Annotated in this window: 15 protein-coding genes; 2 read left to right on the top strand and 13 right to left on the bottom strand. The window is 38.0% G+C overall.

Features of this window, described 5'->3' with window-relative positions:
- Positions 1-161: 161 nt before the first annotated feature.
- The 5 genes from H8S40_RS04185 to H8S40_RS04165 all read right to left on the bottom strand — a co-directional run bounded on the left by H8S40_RS04185 (position 162) and on the right by H8S40_RS04165 (position 4,843).
- Positions 162-2,144 carry an ABC transporter permease gene (locus H8S40_RS04185; protein ID WP_186864639.1) on the bottom strand — a complete coding sequence of 661 codons (1,983 nt, stop codon included), beginning with the start codon at positions 2,142-2,144 and terminating at the stop codon, positions 162-164.
- A complete protein-coding gene (locus tag H8S40_RS04180) occupies positions 2,137-2,904 on the bottom strand; it encodes an ABC transporter ATP-binding protein (RefSeq protein ID WP_186864638.1) in 768 nt (255 codons plus the stop codon). Before H8S40_RS04180 ends, H8S40_RS04185 begins: the two co-directional genes overlap by 8 nt.
- A gap of 141 nt (positions 2,905-3,045) precedes the next feature.
- Positions 3,046-3,987 (bottom strand): sensor histidine kinase, encoded by a 942-nt coding sequence (locus H8S40_RS04175; RefSeq protein WP_186864637.1) that lies wholly within the window; start codon positions 3,985-3,987, stop codon positions 3,046-3,048.
- Positions 3,984-4,658 (bottom strand): response regulator transcription factor, encoded by a 675-nt coding sequence (locus H8S40_RS04170; protein ID WP_186864636.1) that lies wholly within the window; start codon positions 4,656-4,658, stop codon positions 3,984-3,986. The genes H8S40_RS04175 and H8S40_RS04170 overlap by 4 nt, the downstream gene beginning before the upstream one ends.
- A 14-nt stretch (positions 4,659-4,672) precedes the next feature.
- On the bottom strand, positions 4,673-4,843 hold the full coding sequence (locus H8S40_RS04165; RefSeq protein WP_022074583.1) for a hypothetical protein: 171 nt from the start codon (positions 4,841-4,843) through the stop codon (positions 4,673-4,675).
- Between the two features lie 147 nt (positions 4,844-4,990).
- Here H8S40_RS04165 and H8S40_RS04160 point away from each other — a divergent pair, with 147 nt between their 5' ends.
- Entirely contained in the window at positions 4,991-6,694 is a 1,704-nt protein-coding gene (locus H8S40_RS04160; protein WP_186864635.1) for a S8 family peptidase, read from the top strand.
- 100 nt (positions 6,695-6,794) lie between these two features.
- Here H8S40_RS04160 and H8S40_RS04155 read toward each other — a convergent pair whose 3' ends face one another.
- From H8S40_RS04155 to H8S40_RS04120, 8 genes are all read right to left on the bottom strand, one after another.
- Positions 6,795-8,066, bottom strand: a complete 1,272-nt coding sequence (locus tag H8S40_RS04155) for a cation:proton antiporter (RefSeq protein WP_186864634.1) — start codon at positions 8,064-8,066, stop codon at positions 6,795-6,797.
- Positions 8,067-8,196: 130 nt separating this feature from the next.
- Positions 8,197-9,669 (bottom strand): ATP-dependent Clp protease ATP-binding subunit ClpX, encoded by a 1,473-nt coding sequence (gene clpX / locus H8S40_RS04150; protein WP_022074580.1) that lies wholly within the window; start codon positions 9,667-9,669, stop codon positions 8,197-8,199.
- Between the two features lie 95 nt (positions 9,670-9,764).
- On the bottom strand, positions 9,765-11,717 hold the full coding sequence (gene ligA, locus H8S40_RS04145; protein WP_186864633.1) for an NAD-dependent DNA ligase LigA: 1,953 nt from the start codon (positions 11,715-11,717) through the stop codon (positions 9,765-9,767).
- A gap of 58 nt (positions 11,718-11,775) precedes the next feature.
- Positions 11,776-12,540 carry a 23S rRNA pseudouridine(2604) synthase RluF gene (gene rluF / locus H8S40_RS04140; protein WP_118738078.1) on the bottom strand — a complete coding sequence of 255 codons (765 nt, stop codon included), beginning with the start codon at positions 12,538-12,540 and terminating at the stop codon, positions 11,776-11,778.
- Positions 12,533-13,708 carry a DHHW family protein gene (locus H8S40_RS04135; protein ID WP_022074577.1) on the bottom strand — a complete coding sequence of 392 codons (1,176 nt, stop codon included), beginning with the start codon at positions 13,706-13,708 and terminating at the stop codon, positions 12,533-12,535. Before H8S40_RS04135 ends, rluF begins: the two co-directional genes overlap by 8 nt.
- A gap of 8 nt (positions 13,709-13,716) precedes the next feature.
- Positions 13,717-15,129: an MBOAT family O-acyltransferase gene (locus H8S40_RS04130; protein WP_186864632.1), complete on the bottom strand. Its 1,413-nt coding sequence runs from the start codon at positions 15,127-15,129 to the stop codon at positions 13,717-13,719.
- Positions 15,130-15,146: 17 nt separating this feature from the next.
- Positions 15,147-15,635 (bottom strand): DUF4358 domain-containing protein, encoded by a 489-nt coding sequence (locus H8S40_RS04125; RefSeq protein WP_118738080.1) that lies wholly within the window; start codon positions 15,633-15,635, stop codon positions 15,147-15,149.
- Positions 15,632-16,429, bottom strand: a complete 798-nt coding sequence (locus H8S40_RS04120; RefSeq protein ID WP_118724347.1) for a GDSL-type esterase/lipase family protein — start codon at positions 16,427-16,429, stop codon at positions 15,632-15,634. The genes H8S40_RS04125 and H8S40_RS04120 overlap by 4 nt, the downstream gene beginning before the upstream one ends.
- Positions 16,430-16,744: 315 nt before the next feature.
- Here H8S40_RS04120 and H8S40_RS04115 point away from each other — a divergent pair, with 315 nt between their 5' ends.
- Positions 16,745-17,278: a DUF5721 family protein gene (locus H8S40_RS04115; RefSeq protein ID WP_186864631.1), complete on the top strand. Its 534-nt coding sequence runs from the start codon at positions 16,745-16,747 to the stop codon at positions 17,276-17,278.
- Positions 17,279-17,775: the final 497 nt, after the last annotated feature.

Here is a 17,775-nt window from a genome sequence, read left to right as displayed (position 1 = left end):
AAGGGCGAAAACCCAACAAACTTTGTGAAACACCAAAAACAAGAACTGACTATGCAATCCAGCAAATTGGAGTCGGGCTTGCCCGACGAAGCTCCCGCAGGAGGGCATAGTCAGTTCTTGTTTTTTAGTGTTTCGTAAATGTGGTCATTTCTGATGCTTTCTCAATTTACAATCTTATAGTACTCTCTAGCCGTCACGCCATACACAACTGCATAGAATCCTGCAAACGCTACTATTGTCACACCTGTGCAAAGCATAAACAGTGTCTTGTTTGCCAGATTCAATAATGCCAGTAGTTTCATTACTACAGGAAATGCGACCATCACATGAATCACAGCTGTGATAAGTGGAAGGAAAAATACGCTTAACACCTGATTTTTAATAGAATATTTCACTTCTTTTTTACTCATCCCTACTTTCTGCATGATCTGGAAGCGTTCCCGGTCATCGTAACCTTCGGATATTTGCTTGTAATAAATGATTAAGACTGTTGCTACGACAAATAAAATCCCCATGTAAATTCCGATGAATAAGAGACTTCCATAGAGTTCGTAAAATGAATTTTCACTCATTTGTCTGTTTTGGAACTCCACATTAGAAAGCTCTGGATATTCATTTTGCATATTATGGATTACATTTTCATACTTGTTTGCATCACCTGACATATTAAAACGTACAGTATGATTCAGTGCAGCTAAAATATCTATATATTCTGGTTCTATTCCTTTTGTGTTTGACACAATCTCATACAGCATTTTCTGAACCTGCTCTTTACTTGAACAAATAATATAATAGGTTCCGAATGCACCTGCTTTATTTTTCGGCTCGGCTTTTAATTCAGTTAATTCCTGCGCTATTTTATAAGTCCGGTCATTTATCTTTACACTATTTTCTCCATAAGTTCCATTGGTCCGATAAATCATCACTTCATCATCTTTCAATGAAACCTGTTTCTTTTCTATTCGATTATAATCTTCGACCGGAATTAGATTTACAATAAAGAGAGTTGCTCTTCCATAATTTGTCACTGGAGTTAAATTTAATGTGTCACCATTCTGGGTTCCTGATAATGCTCCATAATCGTATTCAAATCTGGATGAAATCTTTACTCCTTCTTTTTCTGTTTTATCAATCAACTCATTTATCAACATTTTTGTTTTTTCATCCTGAAATTGCATCGTAATGCTAGAATCCTGTGGAAATCTTGCCTTTAAAATATCTTCCATTCCGGCATAAAGTGACACTGTTGTCGAAACCATGATCAGCACCATTGTACTTAAAATGCAAATATTCGCAAGTCCAACCGCATTTTGCTTCATGCGGTATATCATGCCGGATATTGTTGTGAAATGCTTTGGCTGATAGTAAAATTTTTTATTCTTTTTCAACATTTTCAAAATTGCAATACTGCCTGCTGTAAAAAGTGCATAAGTTCCCACGATTACACAGACAACTGCAACAAAAAAGTGAGAAAGGGCATCAAGCGGGTGCTCTGTTGTAATAGCAAGATAGTACCCTGTCCCGAGTGCTGCCACTCCGACCAGCGTTAAAAACCATTTTGTTTTTGGCTCTTTTTCTCCTTGATTTCCTCCATGTAAAAGTTCGATTGGATTTGATAATTTAATCTGCAATAAATTATACAGAAATGAAAGTGAAAAAATCACAACAAATAGCAATACTGTATCTCTCACTGAGCTCAGGCTGATTGCGAATGCCATCGACACTTTGCTGTGCAGGATTTTTAATAAAATAAGATACATCAGTTTTCCGAATATCACGCCAAATACGATTCCGGCTACAATGCTAACTCCGGCTGTTATGAGCATTTCTATCAACATCATTTTCGATATATGCGATTTTCCCATTCCTAAAATGTGATATACCCCAATTTCTTTTTTTCTTCTTTTAATCAAAAAACTATTTGTATAAAATAAAAAGATCAAAGAAAAAATCATCACCACTGCGACTGCATAACGTAAACATATTTGCATCGTAACTTCTTCCACACTTTCGCTTCTGCTAAGTGCGTCAATCATGTAAAACATCATGACGCATAATACTGCCGTGAAAATGTATGGGACATATGTCTTTCTATTATTTTTCAAGTTTGTAACCGCAAGTTTCGGATAAAGTGTATTATTCACCCTCCTCACCTCCTGTTGTCAACACTGTAAGTGTATCTGCGATTTTCTGATACAGCTGTTCACTGGTGAGATTTCCTCTGTAAATCTGATGAAATACTTCTCCATCTTTGATAAATAAGATTCTGTTTGCACTGCTTGCCGCTTTTACGCTGTGAGTTACCATTAATATGGTCTGCCCGTCCTGATTGATCGTAGTAAATAAATTCATGAGACTGTCTGCCGCCTTTGAGTCCAATGCTCCTGACGGCTCATCTGCCAAAATCAGCTGTGGTTTTGTAATCAATGCTCTTGCTATTGCCGCCCGCTGTTTTTGACCGCCTGACACCTCATACGGATATTTATCTAAAATCTGTGTGATTCCCAGCTTTTCTGCAATCGGAGCCAGCCGTTTCTCCATCGTATTATATTTTGCTACGGACAATACAAGCGGTAAATAAATATTATCTTTTAATGAAAATGTATCTAACAGATTAAAATCCTGAAATACAAATCCCATATTTTGTCTGCGAAATGCTGCAATATCTTTTTCTTTTAAATTTCCCAGATCATTCCCTTTCAAATATACTTTTCCTTCTGTCGGTTTATCCAACGCTGCCAGTATATTTAAAAGCGTTGTTTTTCCTGAACCGGACTCTCCCATAATTGCGACATACTCTCCGGATTCTACTGAAAAATTTACATCTTTCAAAGCCTCAACCTGATTGTTTCCAAACCTTGTCGTATATATTTTCTTTACGTTTTTTACTTCCAGTAATGCCATTTTTTCCATCCTTTCCCAACGTTTTTCTTTTTTACAAGGCTTATTATAGAAAAAAGGAAAATGTGTTTCCATCGAAATAGATTACATTTTCCTCTCGTATCTTACATTACTGTAAGATTGCTTATTCATACTCTTTCATACTTATTCAATCGTCCATTCTTCTCTTGCAAGATCCAGATACACCTTTGTCCCCTTATCTATCTCCGACTCAATCCAAATTTGATGGTTCAGCCGTTCCATAATCTTCTTGCACATATACAATCCTATTCCTGTGGATTTCTTGTCGGCTCTTCCATTATAACCTGTGAATCCTTTTTCAAATACTCTTGGCAAATCTTCCGCCTGAATGCCGATTCCGGAATCTTCAATCACAAGACATTTTTTATTTTCTTTTTCTTCTGTATAAATAAAAATCATTCCGCCGTCTTTCGTATATTTTAGTGCATTGGAAAGAACCTGCTCCAGCACAAACTGCAGCCATTTCTCGTCTGTGACAATACACTGCGAAGTTTTTGCGTACTGCAAATGTATTTTCCGTAAAATAAACATCTGTGAGTATTTTCGGATAACCTGCCTTACTATAGCATCCAATGAATATTTCTCAAACTTCAAATCTCCTGACATTTCTCCCATTCTAAGATATGTCAGCACCATTTCTACATATTGCTCGATTTTAAATAATTCCAGTTTGATTTCTTTTATATACTTTTGTTCCGGGTATTCTTCCTCTAATGTCTGCTGCAATACATGCATGGCAGCAATCGGTGTCTTAATCTGATGCACCCACATACTATAGTAGTCTGACATTTCCTGTTTGAAAATGCGTTCCTGAGATTTTAACTCACTGTTTTGTTCCTTCAGATTCTTTATAATATTCTGATAATCCTGCTCAGATAGACGTTTTTGGAATTTAAAAAATTGTAATGTTAAATTGAGCAGGAATAAAACAGTTGAAAGCAATAAACCATATTGAATTGCATCTGTCCTTACATCATACAGGAATAGTACTGTAACAAATAATAGCATGCTTCCGATATAACACAGCAGCTCGTTCTGTTTTGATTTCAAAAACATTTTTATCATGCTTCCACCATATATCCAATACCTTTTTTTGTAAGAATCACATTTTCCAATCCCATCTTTTCCAACTTCCTTCGAAGTCTTGCAACATTGACTGTCAATGTATTATCATCTATAAATTCGTCGCTCTCCCAGAGCCTTGTAATAATATTGTCTCTGGATATAATCTTCCCGGCATTTTCTATAAGCATCTGTAAAATGCGGAACTCATTTTTGGTCAACTCCATTTTCTGCTCTTGATATTGAAGTGTTGCATCTGAAAGATTCAAATATGCACCATGCCATTCCAACATGTTGGTGTTTCCTCTGAATTCATATGTTCTTCGCAAAACAGCCTGCACCTTCGCCGTTACCACCGCAAAATCAAATGGTTTTTCGATAAATTCATCCCCGCCCATATTCATTGCCATCACAATATTCATATTATCATTCGCCGATGAGAGGAAAATAATTGGAACTTTTGAAATCTTTCTGATTTCCTGACACCAGTGAAATCCATTAAAAAATGGCAATACGATATCCAGCAATACCAATTGTGGTTCATTTTTTGTAAAGCTATCCATAATATTTTTGAAATCCGTGATACACTCCACCTCATAACCCCATTTTTCAAGATGATTCTTTAAACCATTTGCAATGGTCGTATCATCCTCCACAATTAATATTTTATACATGCTACACCTCTTCTTTACACAATTGTATACTGCAACATCTCATAATGCAGTCTTCCGCCTTCTACAATATTTTCCGGCAATAATGCTCTCGCAACTAATTTTAACTCTTCTTCTGGTTTGTCCACTCTTCTTAAGTTGGCGTAATCTCCATCAATTGATTCTACTATATAATCACATACTAACATTTGTGGTATCTCCTTCACATTCGTTTACTTTTTTTGATTTCTCCCTCACATAATAGCATATCTTTCTTCTAATTACATCTAAATATTTTATTCTACGTCATTGCCGGTACCGACTCTGCATATACTAATAAAAAACGAGGTCCCGCCATGTCCAATTCTCTCTGTAAAGAACGTATTCTTTCCGAAGACTATCGTGACTTCATCCTCGATGGCATCCAGACTTCTTTTCTCTCTGATATTGCCTTGCAAAATTCCTGTATACAAAATGCGGATTTTGATTATCGCTGTATTTATATTTCTGCCATTCAGGCCGAACCCATCACATTAAAGCAATTTCCTTACGCTTCTATTCCGAAATGCTATGCCCCTATTAGTATGGAAACGTTAAACCAAACCGGTATTCTCTCAATCCAGAATTATCCTACTCTGCAATTGAAAGGTAAGGGTGTCTTGATTGGTTTTTTAGACAGTGGAATTGATTATTTAAGCCCTCTTTTTCGTAATCTGGACGGTTCGACTCGAATTCTTTCTATATGGGATCAGACGATTCAAACAGGAACTCCTCCTGACAATTTTTATTATGGCTCTGAATATACACAACCACAGATTAATGATGCACTTGCATCAGAACAACCGCTGAAAATCGTTCCTTCACAAGATGTCGAAGGCCATGGGACTTTTGTTGCCTCTCTTGCATGTGGTGGCGGTGCCCCGCAGGAAAATTTTCTTGGGGCTGCCCCGGAATCGACTCTCGCTGTTGTAAAATTAAAACCTGCCAAACAATATCTCCGCGACTATTATTTTATTGCTGATTCTACAACAGCTTATCAGGAGACTGACATTTTGCTTGCTATAAAATATTTATCTGACCTTGCTGCAAAATATAAACTGCCACTTATTCTCTGCATTGCACTCGGCACAAATTCCGGTGGACATCTTGGCTTGCTCCCACTCTCTAATCTTCTGGATCTATATGCATCCAAGGCAAATATCATTCCTGTTACCGGCGTAGGAAATGAAGCAAATGGCAGACATCATTTTCAATATACTCTAAAAAATATTGCTGATAGTGCAACAGTGGAAATCCGTGTAGGTGAAGGAGTTCCCGGATTTACGCTGGAGCTTTGGAACAGTATTCCTAATGTTCTTGCTTTTTCCATCGTTTCTCCTTCCGGTGAAACCCGTGGGCGAAATACAATCCGCACTACAGAACGTGATGAATTTCAGTTTTTACTAGAAGGCACAACAGCTATTGTTGATTATAAATTATTGGTAGAGCGAACCAATCAGGAGCTGATTTTCTTTCGCTTTCAAAAACCTTCTCCCGGTATATGGAAAATCATCGTTTCACCACTTCGTATAATCGACGGGCTATTTCATATGTGGCTCCCGTTAAGCAGTTTCATCCAAGGGGAAGTATTCTTTTTGAATTCGAATCCTTATTATACAATCACAAATCCCGGAAATGCTTCCCGACCGATTTGTGTTTCTTATTACGATGGAAATACAAATGCGATTGCTTTGGATTCCGGACGAGGATATGACCGCTACGATGGAATCCATCCTGATTTCACTGCCCCCGGCATTTCTATTCTTGGTTCGTTACCAAACAATCGTTTTGCCGTCCGCTCCGGCTCTAGTCTGTCCGTTGCCATTACCGCCGGTGCATGTGCCCTTCTTCTGGAATGGATCTTGTTCCAGCTTGGCACGGAAAGTGTGGATTCTACACAAATTAAAAGCCTTTTTATCATCGGTGCTACCAGACCTTCAAATATGACATTTCCAAATCCTGAATGGGGATATGGACAATTGAATTTATTTCACACTTTTGAGGAATTACGAAATTACTAAAAAAGTTTTCCTAAGCTTTCGTCCTATACCGGGCAACAAAAAAGAAACATTGCAGGATTTTCTCTTACAATGTTTCTCTTTTTATTAATTTCTATTATTGTTATTCGCGCTTGTCACCACGACGAATCTCTTCTACATTCTCATAGTAACTCTTGATTTCTTCTCCGGCAGCAATTGGCTCTGTCGGTTTTGTTCCATCACGGAATACCATTTTCAGAAGAATCGGTGTGATAATTGTTGTAATTACCACCACAATGATGACAGGTCCTAAAAATGCAATTCCCAACAGTCCAAGCGTAGAACCTTTACTGGCAACAATCAATGCCACCTCACCACGTGAGATCATACCGATACCAATACGTTTTGCCTGATAATTCTGGTATCCACACATTTTTGCACCGATACCGCAACCAATAATTTTTGTCAGAATTGCAACGATTGTAAGTACTACTGCAAACGCAACAATTGTAAAATTCATTTTCGGCAATACAACTTTAAGTCCAATACTTGCAAAGAATACCGGTGAAAGCAGCATGTATGAAATTGTATCAAATTTAGTCTGCAAATATTCTGAACGTTCTATGTTAGAAATAATCAGACCTGCGATAAATGCACCTGTGATATCTGCTACGCCAAATACTGCTTCTGCAATATATGACATTAATAGACAGAATACAAATGCAACGATTGTGTGACGATGTAATTCTTTTTTTGCTCCGTCGACCCATTTCTTATAAAATTTATAAAAAATAACTCCTACGATTGCTGCAAATACAAAGAATGCCACTACTTTGATCAGAACAATCGCAATATTTACACTGTCATCTGCCATACTTGTAACAATTGTAAGTGCAATAATACCAAGAATATCATCAATAATTGCTGCTCCAAGTATTGCATTTCCTGAACGTGTTTTTAATTTCCCCAGTTCCTTTAATGTTTCAACTGTAATACTTACAGACGTTGCTGTGAGGATTACTCCAATAAAAATATTTTGTAAAAATGTTCTTGCACTTGCATAAGACGGAATCATTCCTGGTCTGTTAAATATAAGCGCACAGAAATATCCTCCAATCAGTGGAACGATTACACCGCAAAGTGCAATTACAAATGACGCTTTTCCACTTGCTTTGAGTTCTTTGATATCAGTCTCCATTCCGGCACAGAACATCAGTACAATTACACCGATTTCTGCAATTTCATGAATAAAGGCTGTTTCACTTAACACTCCTAACCCTACCGGTCCTAAAACCAGTCCTGCCAAAAGTGCTCCTACTACCTGCGGCATCTGTACTCTCTTTGTCAAAAGCCCCAATACTTTTGTGCCAAGAAGTATGATTGCCAGATCCAATAGATAACCATAGCTGTTCATTATGCTCCTCCTATGTTGTCATTTTCACTTCGTTATCCCCCAATAACTTACGTGTGACATCTTATATATTTTTTAGAACACTTTCTCATGTTCGTTCATAGTCATAGTATAACTATAAACGATAACTTTTCTAACTAAGTCGTGGTACCTGCTGGCCTCTCAATTCAATGATCGGTCCCCCGGTTCCTTCAATATATTCTCGGGTGATCGTCACCTGTCCGATGTTATCATCCTTCGGTATTTCATACATAATGTCAAGCATAAACTCTTCAATGATCGCGCGAAGCGCTCTGGCTCCGGTATCCTTTTGCATTGCTTTTTCAGCAATCGCCTCAAGTGCACTATCATCAAAGATAAGATTTACTTCGTCTAATGCAAGTAATTTCTGATACTGTTTCAGTATCGCATTCTTTGGTTCTTTTAGGATTTTCACAAGCATGTCTTTATCCAGACCTTTCAATGTGAAAATAATAGGAAGACGGCCGATAAACTCCGGAATCATTCCAAATTTTCTTAAATCTTCTACTGTCACCTTACTGATCAAATCTTTGTCATCATCATATTTATCTTTCAGCTCAGCATTAAATCCCATTGAACTTTTCTTTGTCAGTCTTTCTTTAATGATTTCTTCCAAATCCGGGAATGCACCTCCACAGATAAAAAGAATATTTTTTGTATTTACTGTTGTGAGCGGAACCATCGCATTTTTACTGTTTGCTCCAACAGGCACTTCCACTTCACTACCTTCAAGAAGCTTTAGCATTCCCTGCTGTACCGATTCTCCGCTTACATCACGCTGACTGGACGTTTTCTTTTTCGCTATCTTATCAATCTCATCAATGAAAATGATTCCCTGTTCAGCACGCTCTACATCATTATCCGCTGCTGCCAGAAGCTTAGAAACAACACTTTCAATATCATCTCCGATATAGCCTGCCTCTGTCAGAGATGTTGCATCTGTAATGGCCAACGGCACATCTAATAATTTTGCCAATGTCTTTACCAAAAATGTTTTACCGCATCCTGTTGGTCCGATCATCAGCATATTAGATTTTTCAATCTCAATATCATCCATCGTGTCTGTAGCAACCCTTTTATAGTGGTTGTATACTGCTACTGACATTGCTTTTTTAGCATATTCCTGACCAACTACATATTGATCCAGCTGCTCTTTGATCTTATGTGGTGCCGGAATCTCTTTGATATCTAATTTTTTATATTTTTTAGTTGATTTTTTCTTCTTTTTCTTAATCTTTGGCTGCTGTGGAAACAGACTATCCAAATCAGATAGATTCAAAAACTGAACTCCCGGCATATTCATCATCTTATTCAGATCTGTCGGCATATTTGACATTGCATCAAAACTCTTCTGCAGACAGTCCTGACATACTGTAATATTGTTTGGAAATTCCATCATCTTACCCGCTACACTTTCCGGGCGATGGCAGATAAAACAGACTTTCTCATAATCATCTTCTTTATCGTCCTGGGAATCTTCCACTGTTACTACTTCTTCCTTCGGATCTTCCACTGTTTCCAGATCTACTTCTCTGAAATCCTGATTCTGATCTTCATCTATAATTATTGTGTCGTGATCTGACATCTTACAAATCCTCCGTTCTTTTGTATCTATATACCATTCCTCATTATAACGGAATATCACTCTTACTTCAAATGAAGTTTTTGTAAACAAGCTCTTTATTTTAACATTTCTACAAATTCATCTTCTGATATAATCGGAACACCGAGCTCTCTTGCTTTCTTATTTTTTGAAGAAGTGGATTCTACATCATTGTTAATCAGATAATTTGTTTTCGATGTAACCGAACCTGTCACTTTTCCGCCACGTTTTTCGATTTCTTCTTTTACCTCTGCACGATTTGCAAAATGGTGTACGCTTCCTGTAATAACAAAATTTATACCTGTGAACTTTTGCTCTGTTGTCTGTTCTTCTTTTGGGATTGTCACTTCCAACAAAAGCTTTTCAAATAATTCTCGATGTTTCTCATCTGCAAAATAATCAACGTAAGCTTTTGCAATCACATCTCCCACTCCGGAAATCGCACTTAACTCTTCTTCTGTTGCATTCATCACTTTTTCCGGATTTTGATCAAATGCCCGGCAGATTACCTTTGCGTTCGCCAGTCCGATATTTGCAATCCCAAGACTGTACACTAATTTCGGAAGTGTCGTAGTTCTTGCCTGCTCGATGCTTTTCATCAGATTATCGTAGGATTTTTCTCCAAAACCTTCCATCTTCTGAATCTCTTCTTTATAACGCTCTACATGAAAAATGTCTGAGAAATCTTTAATAAATCCCCTGTCGATTAATTTTTCTAAAGTTGCCTCTGACAAGCCTTCGATATTCATCGCATCTCTGCTGACAAATAACGTAAATGATTTCACCTGTTTTGCCTGACACATTGGATTTGTACAATACAATGTTTTGGTATCGTTATCCATGGAAATCTTTGTTTCTCCACCACAGACCGGACATACCTTCGGTGGAACGCAATTACCACTTCGTGTCAGATTTTCTGCAATCTGAGGAATGATCATATTCGCCTTATATACCTGTATGGTATCTCCGACTCCCAGCTGAAGCTCCTCCATAATACTGACATTGTGAACACTTGCCCTGCTCACTGTCGTACCTTCCAGTTCGACCGGATCAAATATTGCTACCGGATTAATAAGCCCTGTTCTTGATGCACTCCACTCAATTTCCCGAAGTGTTGTCTCTCGGATTTCATCTGCCCATTTAAATGCAAAAGAATCTCTCGGAAATTTTGCTGTTGTTCCCAAAGACTGTCCGTATGCAATGTCATCATACACAAGCACCAGTCCATCTGATGGAAAATCATTTTCTGCAATATGCTCTGCAAACCATGAAACCTCATCTTCAATTGTAGATGCATCTACAAGATGATGCTCTACCACTTCAAATCCCTGTCCTTTCAGCCAGTCCATCTGCTTTATTCTGGAATTTTGAAAATCCACATCATCTGCTTTTACCAATGTAAATGCGTAGAATTTTACGTTTCTCTTAGCTGTAATTTCATTATTCAGCTGTCGTACTGAACCACTGCATAAGTTTCTTGGATTCTTATATTTTGCATCAACATCCTCTATCTTGGCATTGATCTTTTCAAAATCATGATATCCGATAATTGCTTCTCCACGCAGGATCAATTCTCCTTTATACGGAATGTGGAGCGGTACATTTTTAAATACTTTTGCATTGTTTGTAATAACCTCTCCTACTTCTCCATTTCCTCGGGTAACTGCCTTTTCCAATTCTCCACCACGATATGTGAGAACAATTGTAAGACCATCCATCTTCCAGGACAGCATCGCCTTCTGACTTCCTAAGAATTCTTTCAGGCGTGAAACTTCTTTCGTCTTATCCAATGAGAGCATCGGTTTCTCATGACGCTCTTTTGGCAACTCACTTAACACTTCATATCCAACATGAATTGTGGGACTGGAAGCAAGCGTCATTCCTAATTCCTGCTCCAGTCCCAATAACTCATCGTACAGTTTATCGTACTCGTAATTGCTCATGATCTCTCTGTCTTCCTGCTCATAAGCACGGCGAGCCTGATTCAAAATTTCCACAAGTTGCAGCATTCGCTGTTTCTTATCTTCCATCTTTTTTCCTCTCCTTGGTTACTTTTAAAGCAACCTCTACTATACGTTTATTTTCTTTTTATTCCCATCGAATTGTCTCATTTGAAGAATCCTTGATCAGTTCATATAATTCATTCAACTCCGCATCTGTCAACTTCCGATATGCTCCGTCTTTTAATCCATTCAACTCTATATTCATAACCCGAGTGCGGAACAAATCTTTTACCTGATATCCAAGTGCCTCACACATCCTGCGGATTTGTCGATTCAAACCCTGCGTAAGCACGATTGTAAATGTATATTTTCCAATCTGTGTCACCTTGCAAGGTCTTGTCACAGTATCCAAAATCGGAACTCCTGTCGACATTTGTTTTATAAATTCGGGTGTGATTTCTTTGTCTACTGTCACTTTATATTCTTTCTCATGCTGATTTCCGGCTCTCATCATTTTATTAATGATATCACCGTTATTCGTCATAAGTAAAAGACCATGCGAATCCTTATCCAATCTGCCGATGTATGTCACACGAATCGGATAATTTAAGAATCTAACAATGCTATTGCGTTCCCTGCGCTCTTCTGTACAGACTATACCGACCGGCTTATTTACTGCTAAAACCACCATCTCATCTGTTCTGGAAACCGTCTTTTTTCCGACCTTTACAACCTGACCCGGCAGCACCTTCATCCCCATAGTCGCTTTTTTCCCATCTATGGTTACTGCTCCGCTCTCAATCAGTTTATCCGCATTTCTTCTCGAACATACACCTGCCTCGCTTAAATATTTATTCAAGCGGACAGGTTCATTTTTCTGCTGAAACTCTTTTTTTATCTGATTACTCACTTTTACCTGCTCCTAACATTCCACTAATGTTATTATCCTGGAAAAATGTATTTCCGCTGTATAAGAACAACGCATCTGTGATTCGATAAGAATCCATGATGTCCTGAATCGTTCCACTATAATATCTCGGGTCTACGACTACGATTTCTCTAAAATATGGTGTCAAAAACGGAATGAAACTATTTGCAAACGAATCTTTTATAATTAAAATTCTCCGTGATTCCTCGGATGTTGTTTTAATATCAATAACTGATGTGTTACCGCCTAAAAATACACCGTACTGATCTCTCGTCTTTAATTTTGAAGAATCATATAATGATGCTGTTTTTTTCTGTTCATCAATATAACTTACTAAAATATCTTCATCCGAGTCTTCCGGAACATAGATGTCAATCTGTTCTTTCTCTCCCAATCTGCACCCGGCCTTTGCGGACAAGGTTCCGTTAAATGTGGTTGATATCGGATATGCCACGAAGTTGCTTACTGCATCTGACTTGATATTCAATGACTCCACAGCATCTCCAAATACATAAAATGCTCCAAGGCTTGTCCAATGATGATCTGTCTTATAGAAAATCTTCTCGTCTGTATGCTTCTTAAGTGAACTTGTCACATCAATCCAGTTGATTGACTCCCCAAGTTCACGTTTTGCCTGTGAAAACATACGATTTTGATCTGCAACTGTTGCCAGTGCCGGCAAACGGTTTTTCAATACATTTGCAGCATCCGGAACAAGCATTACCGATGTATTGATATCCGGATAAGATTTCGCAAATGATTTCATAGATTTCAAATTCGCATTCAACTGTTCCTGATCAGGTGTTGCGATTTCTTCCATCAACTGACCTTTTTTCCCAATCAAAACGCCATTCTCTTCTTTGCTTCCGCCAATTCTATCTAACGCCGTCTTTAATTTTCTCCAGGCATTCCTTCCTACGAACTGGTCAGCCTGATAGGTTTCAAATTTGTCCATAAAATCTCCGGAAACCAGACTTTCAATTGTCAGCTTCGGTCTGCCCGCCAACATTCGATTTTCCTCTTCCGACATTTCTTTATTCGGAACGATAATATTTAATACAAGGAAAAATACGATACATACAACAAATGCCATTCCTATTATATGTTCTATTTTCCAGCCACTTCTTTTTCTCTTTCTATTATTCTGCATTTTTTCACCTAGAATCTAAAATATAAAAATGGATTATATGTTTCTGTTACAAGGAATGCAATACAAAGTAAGAACATTGCAATGTAAACCGCACAAGTTACGATAGCTCTTACTTCTTCGCTTTGCCAACATCCTGTTATCTTCTTCAACAGCTTGTATCCTCTTGGTGCAGATGCCAGAATTGCTATTACGATCAATAACCAGTTTGTAAAAATCATAAAGAATCCCTGCTTATCAAAAATTCCTTTTGCACCAATACCAAACATCACTTTCAGATACTGGCCTGCATATCCCAATGTCGGGCTGAAGAAAAATACCCATCCAAATAAAACCAATACAAATGCATAAATGTGCTGGGCTGCTGCTGGAAGCTTCTCAATCTTACTTCCCCAGAGATATTTTTCTAAAATAAGGATCACTCCGTAATACAATCCCCAGAACATAAAGTTCCATTGTGCTCCATGCCATAATCCTGTCAACATCCATACGATCAACAGATTTAAGATATGTCTTGACGGAGTACATCGATTCCCTCCAAGCGGAATATATACATATTCACGGAACCATGTACTCAGCGAAATGTGCCATCTTCTCCAGAAATCTGTAATACTTTTGGCAATATACGGATAATTAAAGTTTGGCAAAAATTCAAACCCAAACATCTTGCCAAGACCAATTGCCATATCCGAATAACCGCCGAAGTCGAAATAAATCTGGAATGCATACGCGATTGCTCCTACCCACGCTGTCAAAGTTGAAAATGAACCCATCTGCATCGCAGCAACCTGTTCATATACCGAGCCAAATGTATTTGCCAGAACTACTTTCTTTGCTAATCCCCTGATAAAATACATTGCACCCTCGCCAAACTTAGTCGAGTTGATGCTACGTTCCTTTAACTGCTCCTCAATGTCAATATAGCGGACGATCGGTCCTGCGATCAACTGCGGAAACATTGAAATATACAATGCGAAATATAAAACATTTTCCTGTGGTTTTACCTCTTTTCGATATACATCGATCAAATAGGACATTGCCTGGAATGTATAAAATGAAATTCCGATTGGCAAAGCCAGCACACGATACGGAATATCGATTGGCAAAATTGCATTGATCGTATCCATAAGCAGCCCATAATATTTGAAGAATCCAAGAATCAACAGATTCATTACCACTCCAAACATAAGGCTCATCTTCATAGCCCTTGCATTATCCCGTTTTTCGTAAATATCCTGTCCACAAAAATAATTCAATATGATGGAGAGAATCATTAAAATAATATAAACAGGTTCGCCCCATGCGTAAAAAATCAAGCTCGCCGCCAACATCACATAGTTCTTCATCCTAAATGGAACAAGATAATACAAAAGCAATGTCAATGGTAAAAATATAAATAAAAATGTAATGCTGCTAAATAGCATATGTTTCTCCCTCCACCTTACAGACTCTTCGAAAATGCTGCGCGATATTCATCCGCCTTCGGAGCTACTGCAAGGAATATATAATCTCCTCTCACCTTCAGCTGTGCTGAATCTAACAACTGTACCTGTTTTGGTGCATAACCGTCAAAGTCATTCTTTCTGTTTTCAAGACGCCGATTGATCGCATCGCGAACGCCCTGCATCTGTCCATCATCTTTTACCTTGATCATAAGCACTTCTTCCGCTGACATGCTTGAAGCAGAAGAATAAAATAACACACCATCATAGTCTGCACTGTTAAGACCATAGTAACGCTTCAGTGCCTGGCTGTCCTGCTTCACAAGGTTCTCTGTGTCCAATGATGCCTCCACGCCTTTTGCAACTTCATCAAATGCTTTTGTACTTCCACTCGCAAAAATCAGCATCAGAATCACAAAGACTAAAATTGCTGCAACTGTTATGTATTTAAAAAGTTCTGTTCTTGTAACGCTTCCCCTGTTCGTCATGATAAAGACACCTCCACCATGTGATCTGCCCATATTGGATAAAACTCAGATACAAAATGAATTCCGTCCTCGTCGTAATATTCATCTTTTACAAGATCTGTATTGTCCACATACGCAATCTGTAATTCATCACACATCTTCTGTAATGCTTCGTTGTATTTTGAAATATTTGCCAATGCCGGTTTCTCGGCTATTGCACTTTGCTGCACCGGAAATATTGAATTTATCAAAATCTTTGTATCCGGTACTTCTTTTTGAATCTTTGTGATCAACTCTTTATATTGTTTGATAAATGTATCTGTATCTCCATTCGTATTGATCACATCATTCATTCCATAAGAGACGAACACCATCTGTGGGTTAATCTCTTTTAGCTTTTCACACTGGTCATCCAGATCAGTAAGTGATGCACCTATTTTTGATACGACACTGTTCGCATTCAAAACATCGTATGCCGTAAATCCCTCCGTAATGGAATCTCCCATCACGACCGTACTTGCAAACATCTCTTTTAAGCTGATCGTACCTGCCTTATACGCTTCTTCTTTGTCTTTTGCCTCAACACGTTCTATCTTTGTCTCGACCGAAGCGACATCTTTTTTCTCATTCGTCTCAATATATTTAATCCCTGCACTTATCTCTGCGTTCTCATGTTTATTCGATAATCGAACTCCAATTACGACAAGAATTGCTGCTACAACACCTGTAGCAGCAATTCTACTATATACTTCTATTTTTCTTCTATTCTTTCTTTTGTTATACTGTTTCAATTTCTTCGTTCGTGCCTTTCCCAAACATCTATTTTCACTGTTCTAATTGTTTTTTCATATGAGAATAATCATGAATTTTTGTTCATAATTTTCCTTATTTAATAATACTTTTTTTACCCCAAAAAGTCAACAAGTATGGTATGATATTTTATACTGTAATTGGAGGTTACTGTTCATTCCCGTGTCAATCACTACGCTGATTGGCACGGAGGATGCACGTTTTATCTTGAACGGCATCTCGTCCATCGCCAAAGGCGATTTAAAACGGCGAGATGCGTTGCTGGTCACATGTACTGTGAACAGTAACAATTTTAGTACTTTTTCGGAGGTTTTTTATACATGATTTCTTTAAAATTAACAGAAACGAAAAAATTTATGTCTCAACTTCTTTTATCAGAGCTTTTTGACCATTTTCTTTTCATTGAAGGTGATATTGTCACCTTTAACAGCTTCCATATTGATGGTTATATTCAAAAAGATTTTTATACAGAATTTCCACCCGAAGAACTTTTTTCTGCTGCTTCCTCTTTCTCCGGTTCTGAGGCACTTCCAGAATATTCTTACTGGAAACAAGTACGCGAATATTGTTTTTCTTTGATCAAAGGCAAACGGACACCTCTCAGCTTCAAGTTTGTGTTTCGCCTTTCCCCTACTAATATTGCCAAATTAATCTCTAAGCAGAATCTGGACTTTCAGCCAAACACCGTACAGGGGCTTTATCTGAATATTCAATTTAATGAGCAAGGGTTGACCTGCGTCACCGGAACATCTTTAAATACATTCACGTTGGATAAGTCACTTGAGAAAGCGTGGGATGGGATGGTGCAGAGGTTTTTTACTAAGAATGGGGTGGCGTTTGAGGTGGCTATTTAGTTCATTAAGTTGCTATTTAGTTCACTGGGTAGCAATACGTTCTTTACAAAAAATTGATATAAGAATTCTTGCTCAGATTCCATGAGCGGGAGACACATAAGAGCGTAAATTTTTGCTAAAAGCAAATGAATTTGAACTCAAACTTGCTGCTACGCAGCTTCGAACATGTTCGTTCAAATTCATTAACACAAAAATTTACGCTCTAAGTGTCTCCAACGCTCACTCCATATTCGCTCGAATTTCTTATATCAATTTTTTTGTAAGTAATGTATTGGCTCAAGTTGTGAAGCAAATAGAACTCAAAGGATACGTGGGAAGTATTCTCAGACCCCAGAAAAGTAAATCCATCATTGCTCCACCTATTTCGATCACAGTACACCACAAAGCAAGAAAAAGACTATGCAATCCAGCGAATTGGAGTCGGGCTTGCCCGACGAAGCTGAGCAGGAATGCATAGTCTTTTTCTTGCTTGGGGTTGTCGTGAACTAAATAGCAAC

The organism is Ruminococcus hominis (assembly GCF_014287355.1).
Lineage (GTDB): Bacteria > Bacillota > Clostridia > Lachnospirales > Lachnospiraceae > Schaedlerella > Schaedlerella hominis.
Note: the sequence above shows the minus strand (reverse complement) of the source record. Positions and strands in the feature narration are given on the sequence as shown.